The sequence below is a fragment of the Marinobacter sp. genome, assembly GCF_048269445.1.
In the GTDB taxonomy this organism is placed as follows: Bacteria; Pseudomonadota; Gammaproteobacteria; order Pseudomonadales; family Oleiphilaceae; genus Marinobacter.
Window position 1 is genome coordinate 233,508 of sequence record NZ_JBLXIQ010000004.1, and the last position, 25,200, is coordinate 258,707.

22 protein-coding genes are annotated in these 25,200 nt (G+C 49.6%); 6 read left to right on the top strand and 16 right to left on the bottom strand.

Annotated features, from left to right (window positions below):
- The first annotated feature begins 49 nt into the window (after nucleotides 1–49).
- On the top strand, nucleotides 50–1,381 hold the full coding sequence (locus tag ACN0XM_RS10105; RefSeq protein ID WP_417566812.1) for a glycosyltransferase: 1,332 nt from the start codon (nucleotides 50–52) through the stop codon (nucleotides 1,379–1,381).
- 3 nt (nucleotides 1,382–1,384) lie between these two features.
- On the opposite strand, the gene ACN0XM_RS10110 is transcribed toward ACN0XM_RS10105, so the two are convergent.
- The 6 genes from ACN0XM_RS10110 to ACN0XM_RS10135 all read right to left on the bottom strand — a co-directional run bounded on the left by ACN0XM_RS10110 (nucleotide 1,385) and on the right by ACN0XM_RS10135 (nucleotide 8,489).
- Nucleotides 1,385–2,254, bottom strand: a complete 870-nt coding sequence (locus tag ACN0XM_RS10110; RefSeq protein WP_417566813.1) for a polysaccharide pyruvyl transferase family protein — start codon at nucleotides 2,252–2,254, stop codon at nucleotides 1,385–1,387.
- Between the two features lie 66 nt (nucleotides 2,255–2,320).
- Entirely contained in the window at nucleotides 2,321–3,874 is a 1,554-nt protein-coding gene (locus ACN0XM_RS10115; protein WP_417566814.1) for a hypothetical protein, read from the bottom strand.
- Between the two features lie 124 nt (nucleotides 3,875–3,998).
- Entirely contained in the window at nucleotides 3,999–4,655 is a 657-nt protein-coding gene (locus tag ACN0XM_RS10120; RefSeq protein ID WP_417566815.1) for a PEP-CTERM sorting domain-containing protein, read from the bottom strand.
- A 162-nt stretch (nucleotides 4,656–4,817) separates the two neighbouring features.
- Entirely contained in the window at nucleotides 4,818–5,975 is a 1,158-nt protein-coding gene (locus ACN0XM_RS10125) for a DegT/DnrJ/EryC1/StrS family aminotransferase (RefSeq protein ID WP_417566816.1), read from the bottom strand.
- A gap of 5 nt (nucleotides 5,976–5,980) precedes the next feature.
- A complete protein-coding gene (locus ACN0XM_RS10130) occupies nucleotides 5,981–7,117 on the bottom strand; it encodes a glycosyltransferase family 2 protein (protein ID WP_417566817.1) in 1,137 nt (378 codons plus the stop codon).
- Nucleotides 7,118–7,160: 43 nt separating this feature from the next.
- Nucleotides 7,161–8,489, bottom strand: a complete 1,329-nt coding sequence (locus tag ACN0XM_RS10135) for a phenylacetate--CoA ligase family protein (protein ID WP_417566818.1) — start codon at nucleotides 8,487–8,489, stop codon at nucleotides 7,161–7,163.
- 130 nt (nucleotides 8,490–8,619) lie between these two features.
- Between ACN0XM_RS10135 and ACN0XM_RS10140 the strand changes: the two genes are divergently transcribed.
- The 3 genes from ACN0XM_RS10140 (at nucleotide 8,620) to ACN0XM_RS10150 (ending at nucleotide 11,717) form a co-directional block, all read left to right on the top strand.
- Nucleotides 8,620–9,648, top strand: coding sequence for a polysaccharide deacetylase family protein (locus ACN0XM_RS10140; RefSeq protein ID WP_417566819.1), 1,029 nt, complete (start codon nucleotides 8,620–8,622; stop codon nucleotides 9,646–9,648).
- Complete coding sequence (locus ACN0XM_RS10145; protein ID WP_417566820.1) at nucleotides 9,645–10,820, top strand: glycosyltransferase; 1,176 nt, start codon at nucleotides 9,645–9,647, stop codon at nucleotides 10,818–10,820. The genes ACN0XM_RS10140 and ACN0XM_RS10145 overlap by 4 nt, the downstream gene beginning before the upstream one ends.
- A gap of 81 nt (nucleotides 10,821–10,901) precedes the next feature.
- Nucleotides 10,902–11,717: a hypothetical protein gene (locus tag ACN0XM_RS10150; RefSeq protein WP_417566821.1), complete on the top strand. Its 816-nt coding sequence runs from the start codon at nucleotides 10,902–10,904 to the stop codon at nucleotides 11,715–11,717.
- Nucleotides 11,718–11,727: 10 nt separating this feature from the next.
- Here ACN0XM_RS10150 and ACN0XM_RS10155 read toward each other — a convergent pair whose 3' ends face one another.
- From ACN0XM_RS10155 to ACN0XM_RS10170, 4 genes are read right to left on the bottom strand one after another with little or no spacing between them, the layout of a single operon-like run.
- Nucleotides 11,728–13,176: a lipopolysaccharide biosynthesis protein gene (locus ACN0XM_RS10155; RefSeq protein WP_417566822.1), complete on the bottom strand. Its 1,449-nt coding sequence runs from the start codon at nucleotides 13,174–13,176 to the stop codon at nucleotides 11,728–11,730.
- Nucleotides 13,169–14,443 carry a polysaccharide pyruvyl transferase family protein gene (locus ACN0XM_RS10160; RefSeq protein WP_417566823.1) on the bottom strand — a complete coding sequence of 425 codons (1,275 nt, stop codon included), beginning with the start codon at nucleotides 14,441–14,443 and terminating at the stop codon, nucleotides 13,169–13,171. The genes ACN0XM_RS10155 and ACN0XM_RS10160 overlap by 8 nt, the downstream gene beginning before the upstream one ends.
- The gene (locus tag ACN0XM_RS10165) at nucleotides 14,436–15,224 is read right to left on the bottom strand and encodes a sulfotransferase family protein (protein ID WP_417566824.1); all 789 of its coding nucleotides are present in this window, start codon (nucleotides 15,222–15,224) and stop codon (nucleotides 14,436–14,438) included. Before ACN0XM_RS10165 ends, ACN0XM_RS10160 begins: the two co-directional genes overlap by 8 nt.
- 8 nt (nucleotides 15,225–15,232) lie before the next feature.
- Entirely contained in the window at nucleotides 15,233–16,390 is a 1,158-nt protein-coding gene (locus tag ACN0XM_RS10170; protein ID WP_417566825.1) for a glycosyltransferase family 4 protein, read from the bottom strand.
- Between the two features lie 154 nt (nucleotides 16,391–16,544).
- Here ACN0XM_RS10170 and ACN0XM_RS10175 point away from each other — a divergent pair, with 154 nt between their 5' ends.
- Nucleotides 16,545–17,687 (top strand): glycosyltransferase family 4 protein, encoded by a 1,143-nt coding sequence (locus tag ACN0XM_RS10175; RefSeq protein ID WP_417566826.1) that lies wholly within the window; start codon nucleotides 16,545–16,547, stop codon nucleotides 17,685–17,687.
- Here ACN0XM_RS10175 and ACN0XM_RS10180 read toward each other — a convergent pair.
- The 3 genes from ACN0XM_RS10180 to ACN0XM_RS10190 are packed head-to-tail and all read right to left on the bottom strand — an operon-like array spanning nucleotide 17,672 to nucleotide 20,902.
- The gene (locus tag ACN0XM_RS10180) at nucleotides 17,672–18,814 is read right to left on the bottom strand and encodes a glycosyltransferase (protein ID WP_417566827.1); all 1,143 of its coding nucleotides are present in this window, start codon (nucleotides 18,812–18,814) and stop codon (nucleotides 17,672–17,674) included. The two genes, ACN0XM_RS10175 and ACN0XM_RS10180, sit on opposite strands and share 16 nt — an antisense overlap.
- Before the next feature lie 37 nt (nucleotides 18,815–18,851).
- Nucleotides 18,852–20,036, bottom strand: a complete 1,185-nt coding sequence (locus tag ACN0XM_RS10185) for a glycosyltransferase family 4 protein (protein WP_417566828.1) — start codon at nucleotides 20,034–20,036, stop codon at nucleotides 18,852–18,854.
- Between the two features lie 20 nt (nucleotides 20,037–20,056).
- Entirely contained in the window at nucleotides 20,057–20,902 is an 846-nt protein-coding gene (locus tag ACN0XM_RS10190; protein WP_417566829.1) for a sulfotransferase family protein, read from the bottom strand.
- 233 nt (nucleotides 20,903–21,135) lie between these two features.
- On the opposite strand from ACN0XM_RS10190, the gene ACN0XM_RS10195 reads away from it, so the two are divergent.
- Complete coding sequence (locus ACN0XM_RS10195; RefSeq protein WP_417566830.1) at nucleotides 21,136–22,047, top strand: hypothetical protein; 912 nt, start codon at nucleotides 21,136–21,138, stop codon at nucleotides 22,045–22,047.
- Nucleotides 22,048–22,125: 78 nt separating this feature from the next.
- Here ACN0XM_RS10195 and ACN0XM_RS10200 read toward each other — a convergent pair whose 3' ends face one another.
- Genes ACN0XM_RS10200 through ACN0XM_RS10210 form a run of 3 tightly spaced genes read right to left on the bottom strand, consistent with a single transcriptional unit; the run spans nucleotide 22,126 to nucleotide 25,170 of the window.
- Entirely contained in the window at nucleotides 22,126–23,373 is a 1,248-nt protein-coding gene (locus ACN0XM_RS10200; RefSeq protein ID WP_417566831.1) for a glycosyltransferase family 4 protein, read from the bottom strand.
- The gene (locus tag ACN0XM_RS10205; protein WP_417566832.1) at nucleotides 23,370–24,650 is read right to left on the bottom strand and encodes an O-antigen ligase family protein; all 1,281 of its coding nucleotides are present in this window, start codon (nucleotides 24,648–24,650) and stop codon (nucleotides 23,370–23,372) included. Before ACN0XM_RS10205 ends, ACN0XM_RS10200 begins: the two co-directional genes overlap by 4 nt.
- Nucleotides 24,643–25,170 (bottom strand): low molecular weight phosphatase family protein, encoded by a 528-nt coding sequence (locus ACN0XM_RS10210; protein WP_417567082.1) that lies wholly within the window; start codon nucleotides 25,168–25,170, stop codon nucleotides 24,643–24,645. The genes ACN0XM_RS10205 and ACN0XM_RS10210 overlap by 8 nt, the downstream gene beginning before the upstream one ends.
- Nucleotides 25,171–25,200: the final 30 nt, after the last annotated feature.

Here is a 25,200-nt window from a genome sequence, read left to right on the forward strand (position 1 = left end):
TAATCCGCTAAGAAACTGGACTATTGACTAAACGGAAGGTTATTGGGAAATGCGCATTACCTTTGTCTCAATGATACCTGACGCTGGGCATGTCATCCCCCTCCTACGCATTGCGTCGATACTGGCCGCTAAAAATATTGAATGCCGCTTCATTTTACCAGAAGAGGGTAAAAGCCTACCTGCAGCCCACGGATTTGAGTATGACTTGCTCCCTCCTATTTTGCCGGCCAACGCTGACTCCCTGCTCAGAAAGATTTCCCATACAAGTCCACTCTATAGAAAGCTATTTTTCAGTCGATATTTCGAGTCCCATTACTTCCAGCCCATTCAATATCAAGGATTATCCTGCCTTCCCTTACTCAAAGACAAGATTCAACAGCATAACCCCAACCTGATCATTGCCGACGAACACTTATTGGGTGTAGCCATACTCCATGCAGGGGAACAACTGGGCATTCCCGTTCTTTTGCATCGCGCATCAGGGTCAAATCAGCAGTGTCAGAATCCGCAGCCGTACGCTAAACAGTCGTCGGCTCTGGCCCGAAAAATAACCCCACTCTTTTCCAGGATCATTTGGAAAGCCTTCGACGTGATCAATTGCACTCTGAATAAGAAGGCTTCTGGTTCAATACGGGAAATGAGGAGCTACGTAGAGCACGAGTGGAATGCCATCATCACAGAAAGAAAGCTCTCAGCCAGACCCAAACCTGTGTTTACAACGGGCATGGCCACGATAGAAGGCCGTTATCTTCAAGAGCAAGTTAATTTGTGCAGGGATGTTCGGGCATTTGGTCCACTTCCACCGCTGATGGCGGGCAACATATCCAATGAAGACGAGGCCTGGCTTGAAATGCAGCCAAAAAAGCCGGTCATTCTGGTAAGCCTTGGGTCCATGGTAACCATAACCAAAAAGCTATCTGATTGCTTGATAGTGGGCGCAAAGGAAAATCATTGCAGAATTCTCTGGGTATCTCGAACTAATCCTATTCCAGACAGACTCAGGAATGATTCCGACATACGATGGCTATCCTGGGCACCCCAACCATCGTTACTGGCAGACAAACGCATACGTGGATTTGTTTCACATGCAGGATCTGGAGCAGTGCAGGAGGCATTCTGGTTCGCAAAACCACTGGTATGTATCCCTCAGATTTGGGACCAACCATACAACGCCTGGGTTGTCGAAGAGTTGGGCGCCGGAAGAGTTATCAATAAAAGCGACTTTTCTGCTAAGGAGGTATCTCAATGTCTGAGCGATATCCTGAATGACAGTACGATAAAGGAAACCTTGGATCGCTATTCAGAGGAAATAAGAGAGAATAATAGCGGTGATGCAGTCTCTGAGTATATTTTCTCTGCATACTCTTCGCCTACGCTATAAACTCTAGTATTTTCTATTGATGTCATTCACTACTTCCAGAAGTGCATGTTTCCTTGATTCAAGAATGTCTAGCTGACTAAGGAGCGGTTCCTGCGATGCAATCACCTTTCTAATTTTAAGTTTGAGGAAATGCTCCTTCCCACTTTTGTACCACACCTTCAAAGACGACATGGGCTGACTGCCGTCTCTATCCCAACACTTTGGGGATAAGGGATGTACAGCTCCTCCGTTTAATTGCACAGAATCCATCCAGTCCCGCCACTTAAACTCATGGTACTCATGGAAACTTACAGGAACCCAAGGAACCCGCATGGTGTCCGCGAGAATCGCACCATGCATTGCTTCCGTGACAATGAAGGGCGCGCTCGCCACGGTTTGGATAAACTCATCAGTATTGCAACTCGGGGACAAGTAATCCATATCAAGCTTCTCGGCAATTGTCGCCAGCAGCCGCCCCGTTGAAAGATGGGAACTGACATGGGGAATAAATAATGCTCGAGAACGCTGCTTCACGGGCTTCTTATAAACTTCTGACAACAAAATAGCGCCATCGGCTATCGCTTTCTCCGCCCCGATCCCCAGCGCCCTCGCCGACCCCGGGCCCCTGACACAAGCGATATCCCAAGTATTATCCAAATTTGTTTCCAGCTTTCCATACCCTACACCAGAACTAAAAATCACCTTTCTCGCATAGTGGTTATTATTTTTGATGTTTTTGTCATTCAGTATTGTCCCAATACCGAACAGGGCAACTTCATCGGATGACAAAATACTCTTGTTGAAAAACTTGATCATCAAGACAGGGTTTATGTCATCACCAAAATTTCGAACACCGGTTCTCTCCATGAATTTATCAAAGTAAACCAAGGCCACTTACGTCGCTCCTTAACGCTTTTCATCAAGAATCGCCGGCCTCTCGGAACTCGGGAAAGGCACGAACTATTCGATTATCCTAACTTGAGGTTCAGTATAATCACTCGCGATTCCCTTGGTGTCCACAGCCCGTATCTGAAATTGCCAAGTCCCGGATGGAAGATCACTAACGACGTAGGATCGATTTTTATCAGACTCTATTCTAATCGTCTTTGAAGCTCCCGCGACCGTGGCCGGCTCCAGTCTAATAGCATCTGCAATCACGTAGCCATCTGCCTCGTTCGACAATGAGACGGTTATCTGGCTGGAAGCAGGGATAAACGAGCCCAGATTCTGCCAGCGTCCGCCACCTGAGGTCTGATCTACAGTGAACTGCCGCTCATCGAGGGTGCCGTCCTGAGACTCATACTGGACCCGGTAGATCGCGTTTGTAGCCCGATTTCTGTAGGAAGTCCAGTTAGCGGATATGCGGTACTCAGTTCCAGGTGAAACGTTGTTAACCAACCAGCTCGCACTGTTATCACCAGACCCTGGAGGCATCGCTACATAATCCTCGCCCACATACCCGCTTGTTGCGGTAGAGGTGCTCGAATCAGGTCCATAAACCACGAAGCCGGATGAGCCGTTATCTGAAACGATTTCGGCAGTAACCTCACCCTCCGCTCGCGAATATTTCAATTCGTAATAATCAATTTCTTCAGGTGAGAGACTGCTTCCGTCAGTTCGCGATACTGGCGGCTCCCAAGTGAGCAATACTGTATTCGCAGCCAATACACTTGCCGCATCGGTCGGGTCCGTACCGGCCAGATACTCCTGGTAGTTTGTATAACCATCCCTGTCGACGTCCAGGTCGCTGTCTGCCACGGTCGGGTCCAGAGCTGAGGTGTTTTCGTACCCGTCCGGCAAGCCATCGCTGTCCGTGTCGGCATTAAGTGGGTCGGTCATGCCCAGGGATTCTTGCAGGTTGGTCAGGCCATCTCCGTCCGGGTCCTGATCAGCATCCAGTGCGTTGGTAGGATCAAGACCCTGCTCAAGCTCCCAGGCATCCGGCATACTGTCATTGTCTGCATCCGCAGAGGACGTTGAGGAGGTTGTGGAAGCTTCTCTGAAAAGCACTGCATCTGCGATCACATAACCGTCTGCGTTGTTCGAAACCTCGACACGGCTGGTAAGCGTGGACATCCGGAAGGTACCCAGCTTGAACCACTCCCCGCCAAGCTCTCTCTGGTCAACCGTAACCGTCGTTGTGGTCAGGTTATTCTGGTCATTGAGATGATGAACAATGTATTTCACATTAGAGCCACGGTTACTGTGGGCTGTCCATCGGGCGAATACATCCATCCGCTTCACGATATTCAGATTCCAGGTAGCGGTTTTCTCACCGCTGCCTGCCTCCGCAGCAAGGTAGTCTTCGCCAATATACCCGCTAGAAACCGAGGATTCCTTCCATTCTCCATCGGTATAGAAGCCAGTATTTGCGTTATCAATAACATATTCGGTTTCAATCCCGGCTGAAGGTGCCGGTAACTCACTCACATCCTTTTTTGGCTTAAGGCTGCTGCACCCGGTTACCAGACTGCCCGAGGCAACTGCCAATACCAGCATGTTTATCCGTTTCATCGTCGTCCCGCCCTTAATTGTGCACAACAACTAAGAGAAGGATGGCACAGATTCCGGCTGACACGGCTCTAGCGATAGTTCATTTTGCAATAATCCTGTGGCCTTTATCGCGAACCCTACTGACTCACCTCCTTCGACGCCTCAACAGGACCATTCCCGCCAAACCCAAACCAGAAAGCACCAGGGTTGATGGCTCTGGCACTCCCACCGCAAAGGAGAATCTTCCGAATTCCCCGGCGCTGGGATAATCCCCGCCCCCGAAAACGAGGGAGTGCATCTTCGGAACGGCAATATTCAGAGCGTAATACTGCCCAGGCTGACCGCCATATGGGTTAATAAAACCCGTGGTCAGCAAGTCACCCGACGCGTCAAAGGCAAACCAGCCGATAGAGCTGAGATCGTTGAGGACCAGGTTTGTGAACCTTATCGACAGGGAAACCCAATGGGGGGATTCCCGGAAAGCCATTCCAAAGCCCATCGCGCATTCATACCGATCAACGCATTCCGTCCACCCAAGCTCAAAGGTCCCAAACACCTGGCCACCACTGAAGGACGATGTCTGGACCGTCGCGGCTTCGTAGCCGTAGGAGCCAGCCAGAAAATTCAGGGCTACATACGGCGAAATCCTCGACAGATCATCGCCATCAGAATACTTGCCCGGGTCAATCGTTATTATTGATGCCCCCGCGACAGATGGAATCAAGATTGACGACAGGGCCAATAAGATACTTGCGGCAACCCCTACCAATGCCATTTTAAATTTTGTGCATGTAAAGCCCATCAATCCATCTCCCTGCTGTGATAATCCTTAACGGTGACATAACCTCAGGCTTGGTAAGGCAAGTTTTGCGCCACGCCCTGAAAATTAGGACGTTAGGGAGACATCCGTATTCAACCTGTAAGGAAACCTGACAATATCGGGCGCAGATGCCGTTACGAAGAATCAGTCCCGGGCTGTGGCGGCGGAAAGCATTGTCACGATTACAGACACATCCTGATCGGTAACATCCTCATGGCTTGGCAAGGTGATCAGCCGCTCCGCAAAGGACGCAGCATTGGGGAAATTACGAGCTGAGCCATGCAGAAGGCCAGACACACCCTCGATATCAGGCAACGCCTGCCCGTAGAATGCGTTCGCACCAATCCCATTGCGGTTCAGTGCTTTAATGGCCCTATCCCTCGTTTTACGGTTTGGCGCCAAAAACCCATACCGCAGGATGACTTGCCCTTCACCATTTGCGCCGGAAACCTTGCTGTCCATAAACAGGCTCCAGCCAAGCTGGCGAAGAAATTCAAGCTTCTGACCGTACTTGGATGCGATAGCGGGCCTGACCCTGGCTTCAAGAATACCTGCTTCTAGTAGCCCCGCCGGCAGCCGCACGCGGTATAGGCTGGTCAGGGGTTTGTATACCGTAGTCCCCAACCCGAGGAACGGAATCCGTCGCAACAGGCCATAGCCGAATCGCCCCAGGAGAAAATTGAAAAGGCGTCGTCTGACTTTCCATTTCCAATCAATCTTTAATTGCTCCTCAGGCAGGCCGCAGAGTACATTCGCCGCGGCTGGGTTATGGTCATCACGAACCAACAACGCCCCACCACCCATCAGATTAATCGGTTTGCCACGACCAAAACTAAGCACTGCACAATCCGCGATTGGTTCGCGGGCGCAATCCGGCGGAAAACACTGAGCGGAATCCTCAATAAGCCAGACACCACGCTCGCGGCACAAATCCGCAAGCATCGGCAGTTGCTCAGGCATGCCCAGAAAGCCGGCACCGATAACGGCAACCGTCGCATCAGAGAGGGCTTGGGAAAGTTTTTCAGTATCCATGAAAGGACAGTCTGGCAGTAAATCGACCAACACCGGCCTGGCGCCCTGGGCCACCACTGCAGCCACTAGGTCCGGGCATCCATAAGCGGGCAAGATAACCTCCGGCACAGCCCCCTCCAGGCTGGACCAACTGATCGCCAAGCGAACAGCAGCAGACAAAGCCTGGGTGCCGGAGCCCATATACCAGGTATGGTAATTTTCGGCCCACGGCAACCCCAGGTGAGTACCGGAATGCGGAACCGGAGCACGGCTTCCAACAGGCCTCAGCATACCCGTCATCGTTTAGAGGGAGTCCAGACAGTCATTCGCCGGCCCTTGAGAAAGTCGATGGTCGCTCGGGCAATAGCCAGGTTCACCTGAACGAAAAAATAGGGAATCTTGAAGACCGTACGATCGCGGAGCCCTGGCTTTAGATGCCCGGCCATCACGACACCATAGAACAGGATCTGAACCAGTAAGGCGAGGGTGTAGATAACACCGTGGCCCGCTAGCAATATCGAGGTGATAAACAGCAAAACCTGAAACCAGGGAACCGCCCAGCGCATCAGCTTGTGGCCAAACACCTGAAAGGAAAACCAGCCAAACCGGAACGGGTTGAGAACCTCCAGGTGGCGGCTAAGGGCTGTGAGCCCCCGGATAATGGTTCGGATCTTCCGTTGATACTCTTTGGAAGCATCTGCCACGTCCTGATAGTGGCCCAACACATCAGGTGCGGTTACGGCCACCAGGCGGTGGCGGGCACAATTTAGCGCAGTATTGAAATCACTAGGAGAATAGATATCCCATTCATCACATACTGAGCGCCTCGCGGCAAAAAACGAACCGCTGAGGCCAACCAGACCGGCCCTGTCAGATTCCAGCCCCCTGAGCCACATCTCATAACGGACATAAGCACCCTCACCCACTATGCTGCCATCTCGGCTAACGAACCGGTCCTCACTGGATACAGCCCCAACGGAGGGATCATCGAAATACCGCACCATTCTGCCCAATGCATCTTCGGGAATAAATGTAGCCACATCCGAAAATATCAGAATATCGCCAGTAGCCCGTTTGATGGCCTGCAACTGGGCGTGCTCCTTGCCTTTTCGTTCCTCTGCGCGGGCAAGCTTTACACCCCGCGCCCCGTACTCCAGTACGATACTATCCGTATCATCAGTAGAGGCATCAGAAGCGACAATGATCTCTAGCTCGGGATAATCCAGCGCCAGGCAGTTTTCAAGTTTCTCTCGAATGCGACCGGCCTCATTATGCGCCGTGACGATCAGAGAAACTTTCGGATCAGACTGGAGGCGACGATGTGGTCGCTTGGCGCCGTATCGATGCGGTAGAAACTGAAGCAACAGCGGGTATATAAAATAGCTGAAGAGGGTGCCAAACACGGCAATCCAGAAAATCGCCTTTAACATCATCCAACATCCTTATTCAATTGCGACCAAGTCATTTAAAAAAACTCTAGAGCTCAGATTTAACAAGCCGAAGCTTTCCAGATTTTTCTCTATGTATTTCATCCACAACATCAATGGAGAAATTAATGTCACTCGATATGTCTCTTTTCAAGTCTCTTATCAGCATGTCATATATATCGTTGGACCAGTTTTTATTAGGAATAATCCGAACCAAGATCTGGTCTTGAGTTTTTTGCACTACTTGGAACTGCTCAAAGGCATTGGTTCTTGACTGAATACCCTCGAATACATAAATAATTGCCTCAGGGTGTACGCGACCTCCTGAGGGCATCTGAAGGACATCATAAGCGCGCCCGTGAATAGATTCTAGGATTGGAAACCCTCTGCCACAATCGCATTGCTTACGAGAGAGTGTGGCATAGTCACCCAGCCGATATCGAATCATAGGTGTAGCGAGATTATAGAAGTCCGTAACAATAATCTCACCGCTTCCGGAGCCATCCTCTTCAACCTCAAGAAAGACATTATCGGACATCACATGCATTCCACCCAGATCACATTCGTGCGCAACGGAGCCAACTTCGCCACAGCCATATTCGTTGAAGACGGAAACTCCAAAAGCCTCTGAGATTACCTGCCTGGATTTATCCGTGAGAATTTCAGATGTTGTAATGACAGATTTAACTGACGGAATTTTCGACAGTTTGTTTTCTAGGATGTGGCGGGCAAAAATCTCAATAACACTAACATAGCCATAGATAAATCCGGGCTTAAATATCAGAGCTTCCTGATAGTAGCGATTTAATGAATCAGGCGTGAGATCAAAGGCGGAAACTCGCTTCCGGTTAGCAATCAGGTCGGTGATAAAAGCCTTTGCTTTACCGGCAGCAGAATGCGGCACACCCCAGAATCTCAGTTGGGGATCCCCTATTTTTAGCCCGGCCCATTCATACCCGCGGGCCGTAGCACACCTCTCGCGGGCAAGTGCCATAGGATTTTTATAGAGCTTAACAGGTTGTCCTGTGGACCCTCCGGTTGTTTTGGTTGACCAGGAAAAGCGACCATGGTCGACGGACATTTCGGCCAGGTTGTTTATCAGATCAGGCTTCGAGATGGTTGGAACATTCTTAAAATCGGCTAGGCTTTTTATAGCGTCCGGCTGAATGCCGGCGTTATCATAAAGCTTGCGATAAAAATTAGAGTTTTTATACGCGTACGTTAATATCGCTTTACATCGGGAAAACTGAAGTTCGGCCAACTCATCCCGCGGCATCCATTGATTACGCCGATAATCATTTAAAAGAAAAGCAATTGGCTCTCCTTTTAGCATCGTAGCGGGATAATAGAATAACAGCTTGGATAAATTCCTGTGCACGTACGTATCCTTCCTTGTGCTTCACTTCAGGATGACTTTTGGGGCAGTGAATGGCAAACTCTGGCTGCTCACAGACTATACATGGACGATTACGCCAAAACTACTGGCTAGGCCGACGGAGGCGACGGGCGTGGCAACCATCCGATCAATTATAAAATTCGGGGCACTCAGTGTTTTTGCTGTGTACGGGTGGCTGCGCCTCAAGCTTAATCGCACCCCTACCCTGATCATCCTTACCTATCATCGGGTGCTCCCGGAAAATGCCAGCGAACGGGAACGGGAACAGCCGGGTATGATCGTTTCACCCGGGAACCTGCAAAGGCACATAAAGCTAATTCGGTCACTGGGCGCAGTCCCTATCCACCTAGACGAATGGCTCCGGAAAAAAGAAGCAGGCGAGTCCCTGCCAGCGCTGTCCGTAGCCTTCACCTTTGATGACGGCTGGAGGGATAACTACCTGCATGGGTATCCGGTACTCCATCAGGAACAGGTACCTGCAACTATCTTCCTCGTAACCCGCATGGTAGATACAACTGACACCTTCTGGCCTGAGCAGATCATTGAACTGCTACGCACTCCGGGTATCAGTCTGAAGGACCCAACTCTCAAGTGGCTTCAGCCCTACCTGGGTGAATTCAGAAACAAGCCCACTCCGCTCACACTCCTGGAAGCCGATGAAGTCATCAATCGTCTCAAGGATCTGGATGATGCCACTATTATCCAACACCTGAACGAAGCCACTTCGTCGCTCAGAGGAACAACGGCCTCGACCGAGCACGCCCCTGCGATACTTCAGACAAGGGAACTGAGAGAAATGTCCGGGCACAACCTGATCAAATATGGCGCTCATACCAGGAACCATTTTCGACTTAATCGCCTTAACAGCAAGCAGGCGCTGGATGAGCAAATCACTGGTTGTCTTTCAGACCTTGAGGCATTGAAAATCAACAGCGTGCCGATCTTCTGTTACCCCAATGGAGACATTACCGACGGGGGTGAACAGCTCGTAGCAACCTACTATCAGGCGGCCTGCACAACCAAAACCGGCTGGAACAGAGCCAGCCAAAACGATTTCGACCTCCATCGGTTGACCCTCCATGACGGGAACAGTTCAACCCCGCGCGCCTTACTGGCAACCATTGGGCGCAGCCTGGCATGAGGGTAAAACCGATCAACGCCCCTATCACCGTAACGCACATCATTTCCGGAGACCTCTGGGCTGGTGCCGAAGCACAGGTATACAACCTGTGCCAGGCACTCATTGCCAGCAAGGAAGTTACCGTATCCGCCGTTATTTTTAATCCGGGCATTTTGCATGACAAACTGTTGGAGCTTGGGCTCCCAGTAACCCTTGCCAACGAGACAAACACCGGCGCGTTTGCCATCGCCAAAACCATCGCCGCTCACTGCAAAGCGCACGGCACCGATATCGTCCACACCCATGGATTCAAGGAAAACGTGCTCGGAATAATGGGAAAAGAGCTTGCCCGAGTGCGTTACTCAGTCAGAACGGTTCATGGCAACCCAGAGCAAGGATTCTCTTTCAGGAAACCACACAAATGGCTGACAAGCCGTGTGGATATATGGCTTGGCCGATTTCGGCAACAAATAATTATAGCGGTATCAACGCAACTCGAAGAGAGGTTAAAGACGCTCTTCCCCCAGAAAGTGCACAAGATCTTTAACTTTGTTGATGTTGAAGACATACGTATGCATTGGCCAGCGGTCCAACATGAAGCTGGCCTGGAACCAAAATTAGGTATTGTTGGCCGCTTGGTGCCCGTAAAACGGGTAGACCTTTTTATCCGAACAATTGCGTTATTAAATCAACAAGGGTTTTCCTGCATTGGTATCATCGTTGGATCTGGCCCGCTTGAAGCCGAACTGAAACAGCTAGTGGGAGACCTTAATATCAGCGACAGGATTGAATTCAAAGGATTTGTGGATCCAGCAATTGATGAATTACGAAAGCTCGACATGCTACTCATGACCTCGGATCATGAAGGGCTGCCAATGACCTTACTAGAAGCACTGGCGCTTGAGGTTCCTGTTGTTGCCCACAGCGCTGGCGGGATTCCAGAGGTACTGGAGGAAGGAAAGAGTGGCTGGCTTGTTAGTGAGCATTCAGAGCATGGCTACGCATCAGCTATCGCCGACGTATTTCAACTCAGCAGTGGCGCGAAGGAAAAAACGAAATATGGGCTATTACATGTAAATCGCACTTTCGGGTTGGCAAAAAATAGTGCCCAATATATCGACCTTTATAAACGATTAAAATCAATCGATATGCACAAACCAAGTAACAAAGACTCAGAAAATAATATTCATTAAAAATCAAGAACAAAATTTGAAACCTTAGCTTAGATACGACCCCCTATACCTCCCTGGATTTCGAAGCTAACAGAGGATGATATGTATAAGCTCCAATTGTTAATGCTGTATCTGGCCAAACTGTATGTAAATTTTTCACTGAGGAATTCGAGCGTTTATGTTGTGTGCGGTATCAGAAGGAGCGGAAACCACGCTCTAATTTCTTGGTTGATTGATGCATTAGAAAATAGAAATAATGTAAACATGAAACCAAAAAGAAACGCGTGGGTATCAGAGTCTGGTGAAACGGTTCACCTGAATGAAGTCAACTTCTTCTCAGTATTTCACTTCATCGATACCATTCGGGGAAGTAAAGACATAATAAAAAAATCAAAATACGTAATAATAACCTTGGAAGATTACATCCCAAAAAAGGTCGATCCACTCATACCTGAATATGCAACAAAGATTAAAGTGTCACGCAGTCTTCTGAATGTAATATCATCCCGCTTAAAAAGACTGAACGATCAAGCCAAAATTGGCCTAGACCGCGGAGATATGTCAATCGACACTAACTTACTATTATATTCTGAGTGGGCATACGAAGAACCAAAAGATGACTGGATAAAGTGGGTCTATGAGAGATGGCTTTCAGAACCTGAGTATAGAAAAGGTTTCTTAGAGGATTTGGCACTCTCCCATGATAGTAAAACGCTGCCGTCAACCAATTTTGGTGGTGGTTCTTCCTTTTCAAATATAGAGTTGGGAGTGCCACAAAATAACCCGCTCAGAAGATGGGAGCAGATCGAGATACCTGACAGAGTCATTTCACTGCTTCACAGTAAAGGCTTAAGCCTTCTGGATGCAGAAGAGCGAGAGTACATAATAGAGGAATACGAAAAGCGGGAACTAGGATAAAGCCGTGGCGTCATGGCTTTGAAAACTGATTGGCCAATATCCCAAGAATATCCGTCAACGCCTTGATTTTTAATGCGAACGCAAGAAAGCCATAAATAACCATACCGGCCAGTACCTGAACCAGAAAAGAGACCAAAGGTCCAGTACCATGCAGTAGTTGCTCAAGCAGGATGATCCCGCCAGCCATAAAAATTGCAGCCAGTGCAGTGCGGGAAAAAGAAGCCATCAGCTCAAACAGGCTTAAATCAATGAGCCGGCCCGCGATGGATAGCGTGATCATACTGTTGATCCAGGTTACTGTTGTCATGCCGATCACGATTCCCTCAACGCCCCAAGGGAGCCCACAAACAACACCGGCGAGAGCAATAGGCCTTGTCAGCAGGTTAACGTTGAACTGGAGCTTCGCACGCCCGAGCGCAAGGTATATCGAACCGGTAACAGTCACGATGGAACGTGCAACTCCAGCCAAACAGAGAATCTGCAAAAGGGGTATCATTTCGGACCACTGCTCTCCCAGAACCCCCAGGACAAAATTCTCCGCAACGGCGAAGATGCCAGCCATCATTGGAAAGGTGAGCAGAGCAATAGCCTGTGTGCTCCGCATATAAACTTTGCGGACTCTCTTTTTGTCAGACTGAATCAAACTCAGCGCCGGGAACATGACACTGCCGACCGTGTTGGAGACATTCTGAAGAGGGAAAAGCATCATGGACTGAGCCTTGTCCAGTAGCCCTGCCGCTTCACCGCCTATGTATTTACCGGCCAGCAGTTTGTCTGCTTTCATCGTGGCAAATCTAAGCAACCTTGTGGCAAACACATAAAAACTGAACCCAAACAGCTCTTTAAGTGCGGCGCTACTGAAAGATATGGCAGGCATCCAGCGGGCGACTCCCCAGATGTAACAAGTCGCCACAAATCGAAGTATTACCGGTTGCCAGGCAAGCCCCCAATAGCCATAGCCTTCCATGACCAAAAAGATCGCCGCCACACCGCCAACAACCATACCCAGCAGATCCGCTACAGCGGTAACCTGAAAGGACAAATCCTTCACCAGTCGCTGCCTAGGCACCAGCGCGAGGGCCCCTAGAACAAACTGGAAGGAAAGAACGTGCCCTACCTCAGTCAGTTCCGGCCTACCGTAAAATTGCGCTATTGAAGGGGAGAGAGTAAACACGAGCGCACATAAGCCCGCGCCAAGTCCAAGGTTTGTCCAGAAAACGGTATTATAATGTATCTCTTCTACATCCTTTTTCTGAACAAGAGCTGACCCAAGCCCTACGTCCATCAAAAGGCCGGCGAATCCAGTGAAAACCATCATCATGGCAATCAGGCCGAAGTCATCGGGGGTAAGCATTCGGGCAAGCGCAATCCCGAACCCCATTGAGATGACCTGACTAATTACCTTTCCACCGGCTGTCCAACTGAGGGCCTTAAGAACTCTACCCCTGAAATCAGACATCAGGCAGCTTATCCATTACCGATGCCGCTTGACGCCTGCAGTCGGCCTGTACCGCCTGCACTTTTTCGCGCCAGAGCTCAAGGTTGTCCAACATATAGCTGAGCGTCGCTTCAGAATTCCCGGTATTCATTTCTTTGGTGGATAGCCGTGCTTCATCCATTCCCAATTGGTGGAACAGTTCCTCCAGCTTGAATTCGTATGCGATCCCCAGTACCGGTGTTCCCGCCACCAGACTGAGAATGGCGGCATGCATCCGGGTGGCAATGACCAGATGAAAACTCTGGTAGGCACTCACAATCTCCGCCGGTTGCCGGAACCGGCGGTCGATGGTGACATTTTTTGCTACATCGCCTGGCAAAACAGAAGCAATCTCATCCGCCAGCTTGGTGTCGTCTGTCCAGTATTCTGGAATGCCCTGACAGGTTGAGAGAAACACTACTTCCGCTCCATAATCCCTTACCGCGCGATTAACCATCGCAGCCACAGACGCTTTATATTGCTCCGAAAGTGAACGATCACCGTCACTGAAGAAGTGCATAGTCCTTACGGATACCGCGATTCGCAATGTGCCTGCTGGAGGCCCCTGTGGTTCCGAACCAATTACAAACGCGGCGTCTTTTGCGAGGGCAATCTTCTGTGCCTGAATGCCAAGCTCCAGAAGATGCTGGCGCGATCGCTCATCACGCAGGCAGATTGCAGAGGCCTTCTCGAAGATGTCCGTGAATGCATCTCGGTATTTGGGCCGTGTAAAAGGACCCAGTGTCTGAGTAAAAAACACCAGCGGAGAGCCTGCTGCCAATGTCAGTTGGTAGTCTTTGATGTTCGTCCATAAACCATAATTTTCGGTCAGGTAGGTTCCGCCGGTACTTACCACAAGATCAGCGTTTACATATTCAGCGACCGATTGGCAATCTTCACGGCTGACAAACAACCGCCCCAAAAACCCCAGTTTCCGCCTGCATAACCACGCCACTGAAGACAATGCCATGAAACGAAATCGCTCATTCCAGTGGCCGTATCCTTCAGCTTGCAGTTTTCTGCCTAGTCTTGACCGAGGGCGATTACCAAACAACGACTGACGGAAATTTGCCCAGGGATAGTACTTCCCTGCAGCTTTCGCAGACTTATCAAAAACAATGAAGCGGGTGTCCGCACCGTATCTAGCACGCAAGATCTGAAACATGCCCCACAGAATTGCCGCATCACCGGTGTTAAGAGAAACAATGTTGGTAATAACAATCTGTTTTGGCCCGGAGGGCTTATTCATAACCAAATCTCTTCAACACTGGCAACACAATTTCGTCAATTCTCTTCAGATTTTCTTTACCGAAGAAACCCTCCAGGTTTGAAGGCATCTTCCCTTTGGGTTGGAACTGAACATCGACATAGGGAGAAATGTCTTTCAAGCAGTCAAATCCCAGTTTGCCAGCGAGCTTTTCTATCCGGCCCTGCTTATCCTTACGGAAATCCTCATATCGAATCAGGTGAACTCCTTCCTGATTCTCAAGGTAACGCTCGGCTGATATTCGCCAGCGCCAAGCCATCTTTTCAAGGTAATCACTACCGGGCATATCGGGCGCAGTTCCGTTGAGTACTCTGCTCCAAGTGCCCGTCACATTGCCTAAAAGCGGGTTACCATCCGCCGGATTGCCCGGAATATTCAGTCGGCTGAGAATGCTGCGTATATTATCCCTCGGCTCCCGTACGATAAAAACAAATTGAGCCTCGGGCAAAAGCTGTTTGAGCTCCCCCAGAAAAAGCGGAAAGTTGGGGTCCTTTAGAACCGTTCCACCAAATACACTCCGGTGCTGACGCCACAGGCTTTCCAACGGCAGCGCACCTGAAAACAGAGCCTCCCTGAAACTGACACCTTTCGAGTCCAACTGATGAAAAGGGTCGCTACAGACTTCCACATTGGCGGCTTTGGCCAGCAGGCTGGCGATTGCCGTAGTGCCGGACTTGGGCATTCCGGCGACGATCACTTTTCCTTTTCCGCTGGGCATTGGCATAACGCCCACCAGGCGGCTTCTCAGGTTGGCCAGTACCATCGGCTCTATCACTCCTTCGCTTCAAGCTGACGTGTAAAAACATCAAGAGTAGTATTAACGTTATCTGACCAGCTTCGGCCTTTCTGGATCATCTGCCACCCTGCGAACCCAAGCCTCCGCCGGAGTTCCGGGTCGTCCCGCAGAGTCATCAACTGAGCCAGTATATCGTCGGGCGAATCGCTGCAAAGCAGACCGTTACTGCCATGCTCAATCAATTCGGCCATTTGCCCTCGGTCAGATGTCACCACGGCTGTCCCACAGGCCATGTACTCAAACAGCTTCATGGGAGATCCGTGAAAACGATAAGGAGACCAGAAGTATTCCGGGTGAAGGGCCACACAAGCGTCAGCGGAACAGATGGCATCCAGAATCTGCTCTCTGTTTAATCCCTGAACGACTTCTACGTTTTTTCCACTTGGAAGGGAGTCGGAGTACTGATTGACCGCCAACAAAAACCTGATGTCGGGAGCCCGGTCTTCGGCCAGGCGTATTGCGGCAGAAAGGAAATCCAGTCCTTGCCAGGGGTAAATCGCGCTACCGCTATAGAAGACGGTGAAGTGATCGGAAACGCGCTTCTGCCTGCGCTCAGCTATCTCCTCTTCGGAAATAAGCGGGCCGCCATTCGGCAGAACAGTCGTGTCGGCAATTCCGAGTGTTTCGACAGCATAACCTTTCAGAGCGGTAGAGACACAGATGGCGGAATCAACCCTTTTGGCAAGATTCCGTCTTAACGATTCTTCCTTCTTTATCCCTGGCATCTTCCGCGATGCATGAAACCAGCGTTTCAAACCCTTGAGCCACGATTCGGGTACGTTAAGCTGGCGGCCACCCAGCCACGAGAATGCCAGGGTTTCGTTGGCAGGAGAGTTGATCTCCCATACAACCGGCCGACTACCGGCCATTTCCATGCAGCGACCAACTTCTGGCCACTGCCCAAGATAACGGGCATCAATTCTTATATAAAGGACGTCAATGTCGTCGACAAACGCTTGAAGATCACCGGTCGAACTACCTGAAAAGCTGGTCACACCAGGCATGGTGGGATCATCAAGAACACGAACCTGATGGCCCGCTTTCAGAAACCCCTGCACCAGTTCCATCGCATGAACATGGTTGCCACCTTTCGGGGGGTAGGCATGCATCTTGTACATATAACCAATCTTCACCCGGCAATCTCCTTATCACTGGTACAAGCGCAACGGTCTGGTCGGGTACTGCGCTTTCTGGCATGATTACAGCGCCAATAGACGTAGCGATGCTATCACCGAACGGTACTATTGTCTGCAACCCCGGATGCATGAAACCTGAATGGAAGCCTCAATGAAGCAGGACAATAACGGAAATATACTGCTGGTCTCCAATTATCCATCAGATGTGGGTTATGCATGGTGGTTGATGGAGCATTTCTGGGTTCTTCTCGCCGACCATTTCAGAGCACGAGGAGGAAAAGCATTCCTTGCCTACCCAAGCATTACAGCATTACCCGATACCATCAAAGACAGCTGCATCACACCAGTGGAGCTTGAGGTTCCCAACTCCGGGGCTTTACCCTCAGGGGTCACGGCATTCATTAAGACTAACAATATCCAGCACATCTACCTGACGGATCGCCCCTGGTTTGACCCAAGATATGCGGCATTACGACAGGCAGGTTTGAAAAATATCGTCGTACATGACCATACGCCAGGTGACCGCCCCCCAGTTGGCGGGATAAAAGGCCTCGTAAAAGCCATACGCCACAGGCTTCCGCTTATTTGCGCAGATAGCCAACTCTGCGTCTCGCCGCTGATGCGACAACGAAGTATTTCAAATGGCCGGATACCCAGAAAACGCTGCCACGTGGTGCAGAATGGTATACCACCGGTTCAACCCGCTATGACTTCACGAGAGTTCCTGCTGAAGAGCCTCGATATTCCCAGCAACCGGCGAGTTTGCATAACGACCGGTCGGGCGCATCCCTACAAACGCTTTGATTTCATAATCAACACCGCCGCGGAGCTTCAAAAGACCGACCCTGATAATAATCTTGTTTTCGTGCTCATTGGCGATGGCCCTGACTTGAGCCGGTTACAGCGACAGGTCGAGGAACTGAATCTTCAGGAGCAGGTGCGCCTTCCGGGATTCCGGGCCGATGCCAAGGATTTTTTGAGTGCCGCTGATATGGCAATGCATGCTGCTTTGGGTGAAGGATTTTCACTATCTATTGTCGAGTATATGAGCGCGGGGCTGCCAGTACTGGTGCCAGATATCCCTTCCGTAAAGCAGGCGATAGATCATGGAGACAATGGCTTTGTATATGAGCAGAATAACGTTGCGAACGCTGCTTCATACATTACCGCCCTACTCAACGATGAGAGTCGTAGGGAAAAAATGGGCCAATCTGCCAAAAAGAAAGCCAACTCACATTACAGTCTGGACAACTGCACCCGAGAATTTCGCAGAGTTTGTCAGACACTTTTCTGAATTATGTCCCAGAGTCGCCCTACACTTTTCTCAGAAGTCCAGTTTTGCAACACTCTAGCGCGCGCCTTCTCTCCCATCTGTAGGGCGAAATCCGGCTTTGTTGCCACTTGAACCAGAGCAGCCACCATGGCGCTTGCGTCATATTCATCAACGAGCAACCCGGTCTCACCCTCATCGATAATATCGCAGATGCCGCCATGGCGGGTGGCGACAACCGGCAACCCCATACCCATGGCCTCCAGAACACCGACGGGAGTTCCTTCCATGTCGCCATCCGGCGCCCGCACTGAATGCTGAACAAACCCACTTACCCGTGCCATGGCTTTCAGCACGTAGTCGTGGGGCTTGGCGCCAGAAAACGTGATGCGGTTATCGACGGACAACGCTTTCGCCAGCTGAACGCAAGGTGATTTCAAAGGTCCATCGCCGATCACCTCAAGCCGTGCATCGGGAACCGTTTTCACGAGTTCCGCAAAAGCGAGGATTGACACAAAGGGCGCCTTCTTCTCAACCAGGCGCCCCACCATCAGGAAAGTCGGTACTTGCTCCTTCGCCGATGTTTCGGGCGCTTCCAAAGGCACCTCAGCCCCACAGGCGTTATGGAACAACTTGTCGGCGGGAGCGCCGAGATTTGCCAACTGCTCACACATGTGGATGGATACGCCTACAACGGCAGCGGCACTCCTAAAAAGCTGCCGATACTCACTATCAAACTCTGCCAGGAGCGACTCACGATAGGCGTCATAGCCGTGGAATTGAGCAATGAGGGGTACTCCAGCCTCTTTGCATGCCTCCATTACCGATACAGCTGTCGGCCCGTATTCCGCCAGAACAGCGTCTATTTCATTGCTTACCAGGAAGCGTTTCAGTGCGCGGCTATCCTGAGCGGCTACCGTGCGCCCCGTGATTTTGCGTTGCAGCCATCTTAAACCAAGGGGAACAAGCGAACGGGAGGCCAGGTAGGAACTGGAGCCAGAACTCGCGGAGCGCAGCATCCGGTATCCAGGATTGCCGACCAGAGACATAACGGAACAAGGCATGCCATTAATGTGAGCATGAAGAAACGTTTCTGATGGCCCTAACTCGCTTCCATCCTTATTGACTACAACAGCCAGTTTAAACGACATAGTGCACTTCCAATGGCACGGAATTCATGAGAGAGATTCAAACCCTACGATACAAAGCCTCTAATGACTGACCAAATTGCTCAGGGCCATGGTCTGACAGGATGTGATCCAGGGCGCGCGCGCCTTTTCTCCGGATCTGATCCGGGTTTGCCAGAATGTCCTCAAAGACATTGAGCAATCCCTTCTTGATGGCGACGGAAAGCGCTTCCCTGTCCTGGTCGCTCCGGAAATAGGCTTCCCCACCAATTTCCCGTTTATTCACGGGAATGAGCCAGCCATGTTCATTGCTGTTTATTTCCGGAAACGCCCGGATATCCGTCGTAATCACCGGCCTTCCGCACGCCTGGAATTCCAGCACCGAGTAACCATAGGTTTCAGCGTACGACGGTAACAAGCCAACATCACAGTTGCGCATTTTTTCCAGGACATCGGCATGGGGAAGCACCTCGTGGTACTCGATCCAGCCCTTGTTTTCCTCTATCAGTGCTTTCCATCGCACCACATCTTCATCACTTGTTGCGGACGCGTAGGAGTCCGGCTTAAGCCGGCTGACGATGAACAAACGAACCTCAACTTCGCTCTTCCGCCTGATCTCGGCAAGTGCATCAAAAACCTCTCTACCGCCTTTGCTGAAGAACTGGTGCCCCACCAACATGAAGGTCACTTTCCCATTACTCTCATGTGGAAAGGCCAACTCTGCTAATCTATCCACCAATGGTTTCTGGGGAGGATGCAGCACCACTGTCTTGGCTTCGATGGTCTCCTTGAATTCCGGAAAATGCTCCAGAAACCGGCCCTGGATCTGCCTTGCACTATCCGAAAGCGCTATTAACGCCTTGCATGGCTCAGAGGCAAGCAAGGACAGCGCCCTTAGGGTTTTGGGGCAGGAACGAACCTCTTCACTATCAGAAGTATGACTCTTTAGCACATGCCGGAAGCGAGGTATTAAGGTCTCGTAAGTTGTCACCCAAGGTGTTCGGGAGTAGTTGATACCATTGAACAGGTGCAGGCAGTCCACTCGGTTAAGGCCAAAATCCCGGAACTGGAACTGCTGGTCAAAAAAGCGATCAGACGAAGGGGTTTCGCCCAGCAATGGCTCAAACCTTCGTAACAGGGAGTAGTAATCACGGCAAAGGTGATAACTGGCACCTTCGACACAACCGATGATATTACGCACTTCCGGATACTGCCTGCCGGCGTGCCCGATCGTTAGCGGTGACATGATTTCGACCTTAAAAACGCTTAGAAAGTTGGGCTGTCCAAAACATTCTCGACCTTTTTTCCGGATAACCACTGCCAAACCTCAAGACATCGCTTCTCGATGGCTGGTGACAGATCCGGCGTACGGTTTTTACCAACGGAACCCCCGTAAACTTCTTCGGTCATGGACGGGGACCACTTCATACCTAGGAAATTGCAGACGTCTCGCATTGTCTCCTCCGGCTTCTGAACCAGGTTCTCGTACCGGATCATAGTGACCCGGGAATCTGATTGCAGATCAAGGAAGGAATAAGCGCTATTGTAAAGAAGCCAATACAGCCCGGAAGCGTCCTCGATGGAAAGGTCGGCATGACAATGACTTGCGATAAACTCTCTAAGTTCGATGGGGGCTTGCGGTTGCCGAGAAAAGTCTGTTTCGACCCAGCTCTTTACAGCACGAACCTGAGACTCACCAAAGAACCGGGCCATTGAGTTAATCGCATCGTGGGGATTGCGCACAACAAAGACTACAGCTGCAGACTGGAACTTTGCCAAAAACTCATTCGCCCGGAGGGTTTCGACTATGGGCTTGAATAGCACCAAGCGCGCTTTGCTTGAGTCGACGGCATCCTCTACAGCCTCAAGGCTTTTCAGCCGCCAGTTATCAAACGCCTTTGGGTTGTCTTCGTTTATCAGTTCCACGTCCCAGCCCTTGTTAAGGCAATGCGACACGATATCCGTTCCAGACCGCCCACTGCCCAATATGAACACTGGCCGTGCTTCACTGGAAGGCGTAAGAAAGTGATAAAGCAGCTTTGCGTAACGACGGCCTCGTCGCTTCGTTCTGTAAAGGAAAACATTGTCTTTGTTTTCAACATTCAATGTCATCAGAAATCCTTTTCGTTTCGCCGCAATAGGAAATAGTACCCCAAAAGTCTCACCATTCAACCAAAACGAGCCCTTATCAGCACGAGAAATCGAGCTAGTCAGTCATTAGGACCTAGCGTGAACTATGTCTCAGCCGCTCACAAGCAGTAACCAAATAGCAACCTTGCAAAAACGCAAAATTGTGTCAAATCCGCTATACTCTGAAGCCTGAATCAGTTCGGAGCATGAACCATATGGCACACCTCAAGCATCTCACCGCTTTGGCCTTAACCTCGCTCTTGGCAAGTATGGCCAATGGCGCACCGCTGATCGTCGACTCCTTCGAATCGGGAGACATGTCAGCCACGAACGGAGACGGTTTTGACTGGCATCCAAATAACCGAACATCTGTCGTCACCGCTGAACGCGTAGTTTATAACAATGGTGAAAAAGACGTCGCCATCCCGAGTGGCCGAGATTGGGACCCCAAGCATGGAGAACATAGCTTAAGGTTTCGATATGGCGCGGGAGACCACATGGCAGAGCAGCGTTTTAATCTCGGAGGAGATTATGAGGATATATGGTTTCAATATTGGGTCAAGGTACCAATCAATTATAGCCATGGCCAAAGCTCGCCTAACAACCACAAGTTTTTTGCACTCTGGATGGACGGGTATTCCTATAAGGGAGAAGGTCCCACCGTGGCCTGGGAATTCTGGGGCGCAAGTGACGGATCCAGTCGTTTAGCATTCCACTACAGTGAAGGCTCTTCAACGATAATGGGAGGACATCAAGGTCGTGCTGACTTCATATCCGTCCCTGATGACCGTGGCCGCTGGATGGAAATCACAATCCATGCAAAAGCTTCATCAAACGGTCAATCGAATGACGGCGTCATTGAGTTGTGGCGTAGGTGGGAGAATGAATCACCTAGTCAGCGAATGCTTATGCATCAGAAAACTGATGCCGTTCTTCCGATACCTACTCAAGGGCCCCAGGGCTGGCACGCTGGATACTTCATGGGATGGGCAAACGCAGCTTATGCCAAGGACACCGAATGGTTGGTCGACTATATTACAATATCTACTGAACCATTACTCGATTCCGGAAACATTGCGATCTCGAATGTCGCACCCAACCCGCCTACCTTATCAATTGATAACTAGATTGTAATAAAATGACGAGTCTGGCTTTTGATTTAAACATCAAAAGCCAGACATTTTACCGCAGCCAATTTTATCATCCTAAACGTTCTTAAATTTAACTAAGTTCACTAATGACTCGGAGTAGAGCTTTCCAATCTGGTCATAACTATACCGCTCTCTGATCAAGCGGGGCCCCGATCTTCTTAATTTCTCTTGCTGTTCCGGATTATTCATCAACCATTTTATGTTATTTACGTATTCTTCTGGAGATTCGGAAAAAACGACATCACGCCTGTTGCTCACATTTATTCCGACGCAGGAAAATGGGTCAGCAATAATGCAACACCCCGACGCTAACGCATCAAGTATTTTCAACTTAGTACCACCACCTATTCTTATTGGGCACAGGTAAAACTGCGCTTGCCAAAGAAACGGCCGAACATCGTCTACAAACCCATGAATAAAAACACGTTCTTCCCTTTCCGCAAGTTTAACAATCTCGGTACTGGGATTTCTTCCGATAATATCGACCCTCATTTCAGGCGTCTGCTTCTTGATTAATGGCCATATTTCTCTAAGGAAATATTCCACAGCCTCCCGATTAGGATACCAAGACAACCCGCCGACTATGACTATACTCTTATCATTAATGGCTACAGATCTGTCAGGATAAAAATATTCTATGTCGACGCCATTAGGGACTGTGAGATAATTACAATCACCTAATTTCATATTCATTTTCTGTGCATCTTCGTCTGAGCAAGTAAGATTAAGGTTAGACTCTTTACAGTACTTAATTTCACTAATCATTAGTCTGGATGCTTCAAGCTTATAGTAATACGATTTCAACCAATTTTTTTCACCTTCAGCCCTAGCCAATAACATGTGCGATTCGAAATTATGGTGATTCAAAACTACGGGAATATTTTCAAACAAATCAAAATAAACGCATAAACTAATAGTATCCAGATGAATCGCGTCAAATTTTTCCTTGGAAAGAACCTGCTCAATAACCTTAAAAGCTTCCGAAGATTTAAGCCAAAGCATGTTGTAAGAACTTCCGCTCAACAACGCTTTCAAAGCCACAAAATAGCGACCCATCGGGATATTATTTTCAGGAATATCTAAAATATGCAACGCTCTTACGGACTTCATAAGTTCGTGCTTAGCAATACTTAAGGGATTGTCAACCTCGGGCATGCTGTTATTTAAAAAATCGGATTGATTAAAGGCAATCAGCGTTATTTCATGATACTTCCCCATCTCCTTAACCATATTATAAGAGCGCTGAAGAACCCCTCCTTTCGGTGGATAAGGGACAAGATGGGATAGCCAAAGAATCTTCATGGTTTTCCTTTTTTCTGTTCAAACCTTTCCATGAAACTATTTTGCATTGAAACCAATAGAGCTAAATGAATCCACAAAAACGGGTAATAAGTAACCGTAACAAATTGACCAGCCACTATAAAACCAATTAAAGAAAGGTTTGCACAGCTACCCATCTGTTTTTCGCTAATCTCACACCCTTTTGCCCGGAACCTCTGGGCTTTTCTCAAGGCAACTATGATCAGCCCAATGAAAATGGCCAACCCAATAACACCCGTATCTGTACCCACTTGAATAATGATATTGTGGGGAAGCTCCACCCGATTGACGAGAATATCACCAGGGTAATATCTCTGAAAGTAGGGTACAAAATTGAAATAGCCTACTCCGAGAACAGGATGGTCCTGTATCATTTCGAGGCCGTTTTCCCAATACAAAATACGCTGCCGGGATGTCTTGTCCTCCCCCATTGTCTGGAATCGTTCCTTCTGCTGTTCCGGCAAAAACGTCCATATTAGAACCAAGGCTACAGCACATGATATAAGCACTTTGGGTTTGAAAACGGTTTTGTAGTTCATCACAACGAGTTGAACGACTAATGCAAGCTGTCCCCCACGGGAACTGGCACCGAGAATCACCATAATAGCGGTAATGGGCATCAGCATAAGAAGCCAGTACCATCTTTTGCTTATATAGGGCTTCAGAGAATGGGCAAAGGCCCATGCTATGGGCCAGAACACAAGCATCTGAATTGCCAGTTCACCCGAGTTCTGGAAGAAACCGGGAGGCCCGGAAAGTCCCCAGTCGGTAAAGGAAAATCCCCGCTTTGCCCAAGTGATAGCAAGGGATAGCGACAGCTTGAAGGAAGCGAGCAAAAATACACACAAGAATATAAAGAATCGTTTCCTGGTATTTACGATGTTAATGATAAGAAAGTAGATGATTACCCACAGGTAGTAGTTTTCCAATTTTGCGTAAGATATCGAAGGGAAGTAGGCAAATACACTGGATAACAGAATGACGGCCAGAAACAAAATCAGCAATATATTTATGGATGAGGACACCCATCTTACTGTTCTGTCTGCAAAACACCCCAGAAAGGCTCCAATGATCGTCAACTGCGTCCAGGGAAGAAAATCTATGGCCGGGATGATCGATTGAGGACGCACATACTCAAAGAACAGGTAAGCGCAGATCATCCAGAAGGCAAAGCTCTCGCCTTTGAAATATCGCCACGCCATACCGATGTTGAGGGAGTAGAGATCCTCGTCAGCAATTTCCCTGAGCTTTTTACGCATTAAGCCCCCGCACACATTCCATTACTTTGGATTCGCACCGTGTAAAGAATGCGGGACAACAATTGAATGGATCATGGATGTACGGTATGGGGGTTTGGCAGAAGCTGCCAGCAAGAACCAGTGAGTAGCTCTTCCCCACTTTGCTCTCGAACTGGTCTATGTGGGACGGTTCCATGACAACGATAAGGTCCGAATCCTTAAAATCAAAATTCCTGACATTGATCGTTTTATGGTGATCGAGACTTAAACCTTGTTCCCTGGCAAACTCCTGCGCCCGGGGGTCTGCAGGATAGTCGTCACCACAATTGAGGCCACAGGAGGCCGCTTCCATCCCGAGGCTGCGGGCATATACCGCCGCCAGCGGACTGCGGCATATGTTTCCACTACAGATGAAAACGAGACGCCGAGAGGCAACGGAGTCAACGCCGCGGGAATACTTCCGATAGGCGCCCGCAAACGCCAGAGCCCGGTGATAGAAAAACCGGACAAATCCCTGTTTCGAGCCAAACTGCTCGTACACCCACTGGCCCAACGCACAATCTCCCTATAG

Bases quoted from the DNA above. Each gene is read 5' to 3' on its own strand.
- ACN0XM_RS10105 (WP_417566812.1), top strand. From the start codon at position 50: ATGCGCATTACCTTTGTCTCAATGATACCTGACGCTGGGCATGTCATC.
- ACN0XM_RS10115 (WP_417566814.1), bottom strand. From the start codon at position 3,874: ATGAAACGGATAAACATGCTGGTATTGGCAGTTGCCTCGGGCAGTCTG.
- ACN0XM_RS10120 (WP_417566815.1), bottom strand. From the start codon at position 4,655: ATGGGCTTTACATGCACAAAATTTAAAATGGCATTGGTAGGGGTTGCC.
- ACN0XM_RS10125 (WP_417566816.1), bottom strand. From the start codon at position 5,975: ATGCTGAGGCCTGTTGGAAGCCGTGCTCCGGTTCCGCATTCCGGTACT.
- ACN0XM_RS10130 (WP_417566817.1), bottom strand. From the start codon at position 7,117: ATGATGTTAAAGGCGATTTTCTGGATTGCCGTGTTTGGCACCCTCTTC.
- ACN0XM_RS10145 (WP_417566820.1), top strand. From the start codon at position 9,645: ATGAGGGTAAAACCGATCAACGCCCCTATCACCGTAACGCACATCATT.
- ACN0XM_RS10150 (WP_417566821.1), top strand. From the start codon at position 10,902: ATGTATAAGCTCCAATTGTTAATGCTGTATCTGGCCAAACTGTATGTA.
- ACN0XM_RS10155 (WP_417566822.1), bottom strand. From the start codon at position 13,176: ATGTCTGATTTCAGGGGTAGAGTTCTTAAGGCCCTCAGTTGGACAGCC.
- ACN0XM_RS10160 (WP_417566823.1), bottom strand. From the start codon at position 14,443: ATGAATAAGCCCTCCGGGCCAAAACAGATTGTTATTACCAACATTGTT.
- ACN0XM_RS10165 (WP_417566824.1), bottom strand. From the start codon at position 15,224: ATGGTACTGGCCAACCTGAGAAGCCGCCTGGTGGGCGTTATGCCAATG.
- ACN0XM_RS10175 (WP_417566826.1), top strand. From the start codon at position 16,545: ATGAAGCAGGACAATAACGGAAATATACTGCTGGTCTCCAATTATCCA.
- ACN0XM_RS10180 (WP_417566827.1), bottom strand. From the start codon at position 18,814: ATGTCGTTTAAACTGGCTGTTGTAGTCAATAAGGATGGAAGCGAGTTA.
- ACN0XM_RS10185 (WP_417566828.1), bottom strand. From the start codon at position 20,036: ATGTCACCGCTAACGATCGGGCACGCCGGCAGGCAGTATCCGGAAGTG.
- ACN0XM_RS10190 (WP_417566829.1), bottom strand. From the start codon at position 20,902: ATGACATTGAATGTTGAAAACAAAGACAATGTTTTCCTTTACAGAACG.
- ACN0XM_RS10195 (WP_417566830.1), top strand. From the start codon at position 21,136: ATGGCACACCTCAAGCATCTCACCGCTTTGGCCTTAACCTCGCTCTTG.
- ACN0XM_RS10200 (WP_417566831.1), bottom strand. From the start codon at position 23,373: ATGAAGATTCTTTGGCTATCCCATCTTGTCCCTTATCCACCGAAAGGA.
- ACN0XM_RS10205 (WP_417566832.1), bottom strand. From the start codon at position 24,650: ATGCGTAAAAAGCTCAGGGAAATTGCTGACGAGGATCTCTACTCCCTC.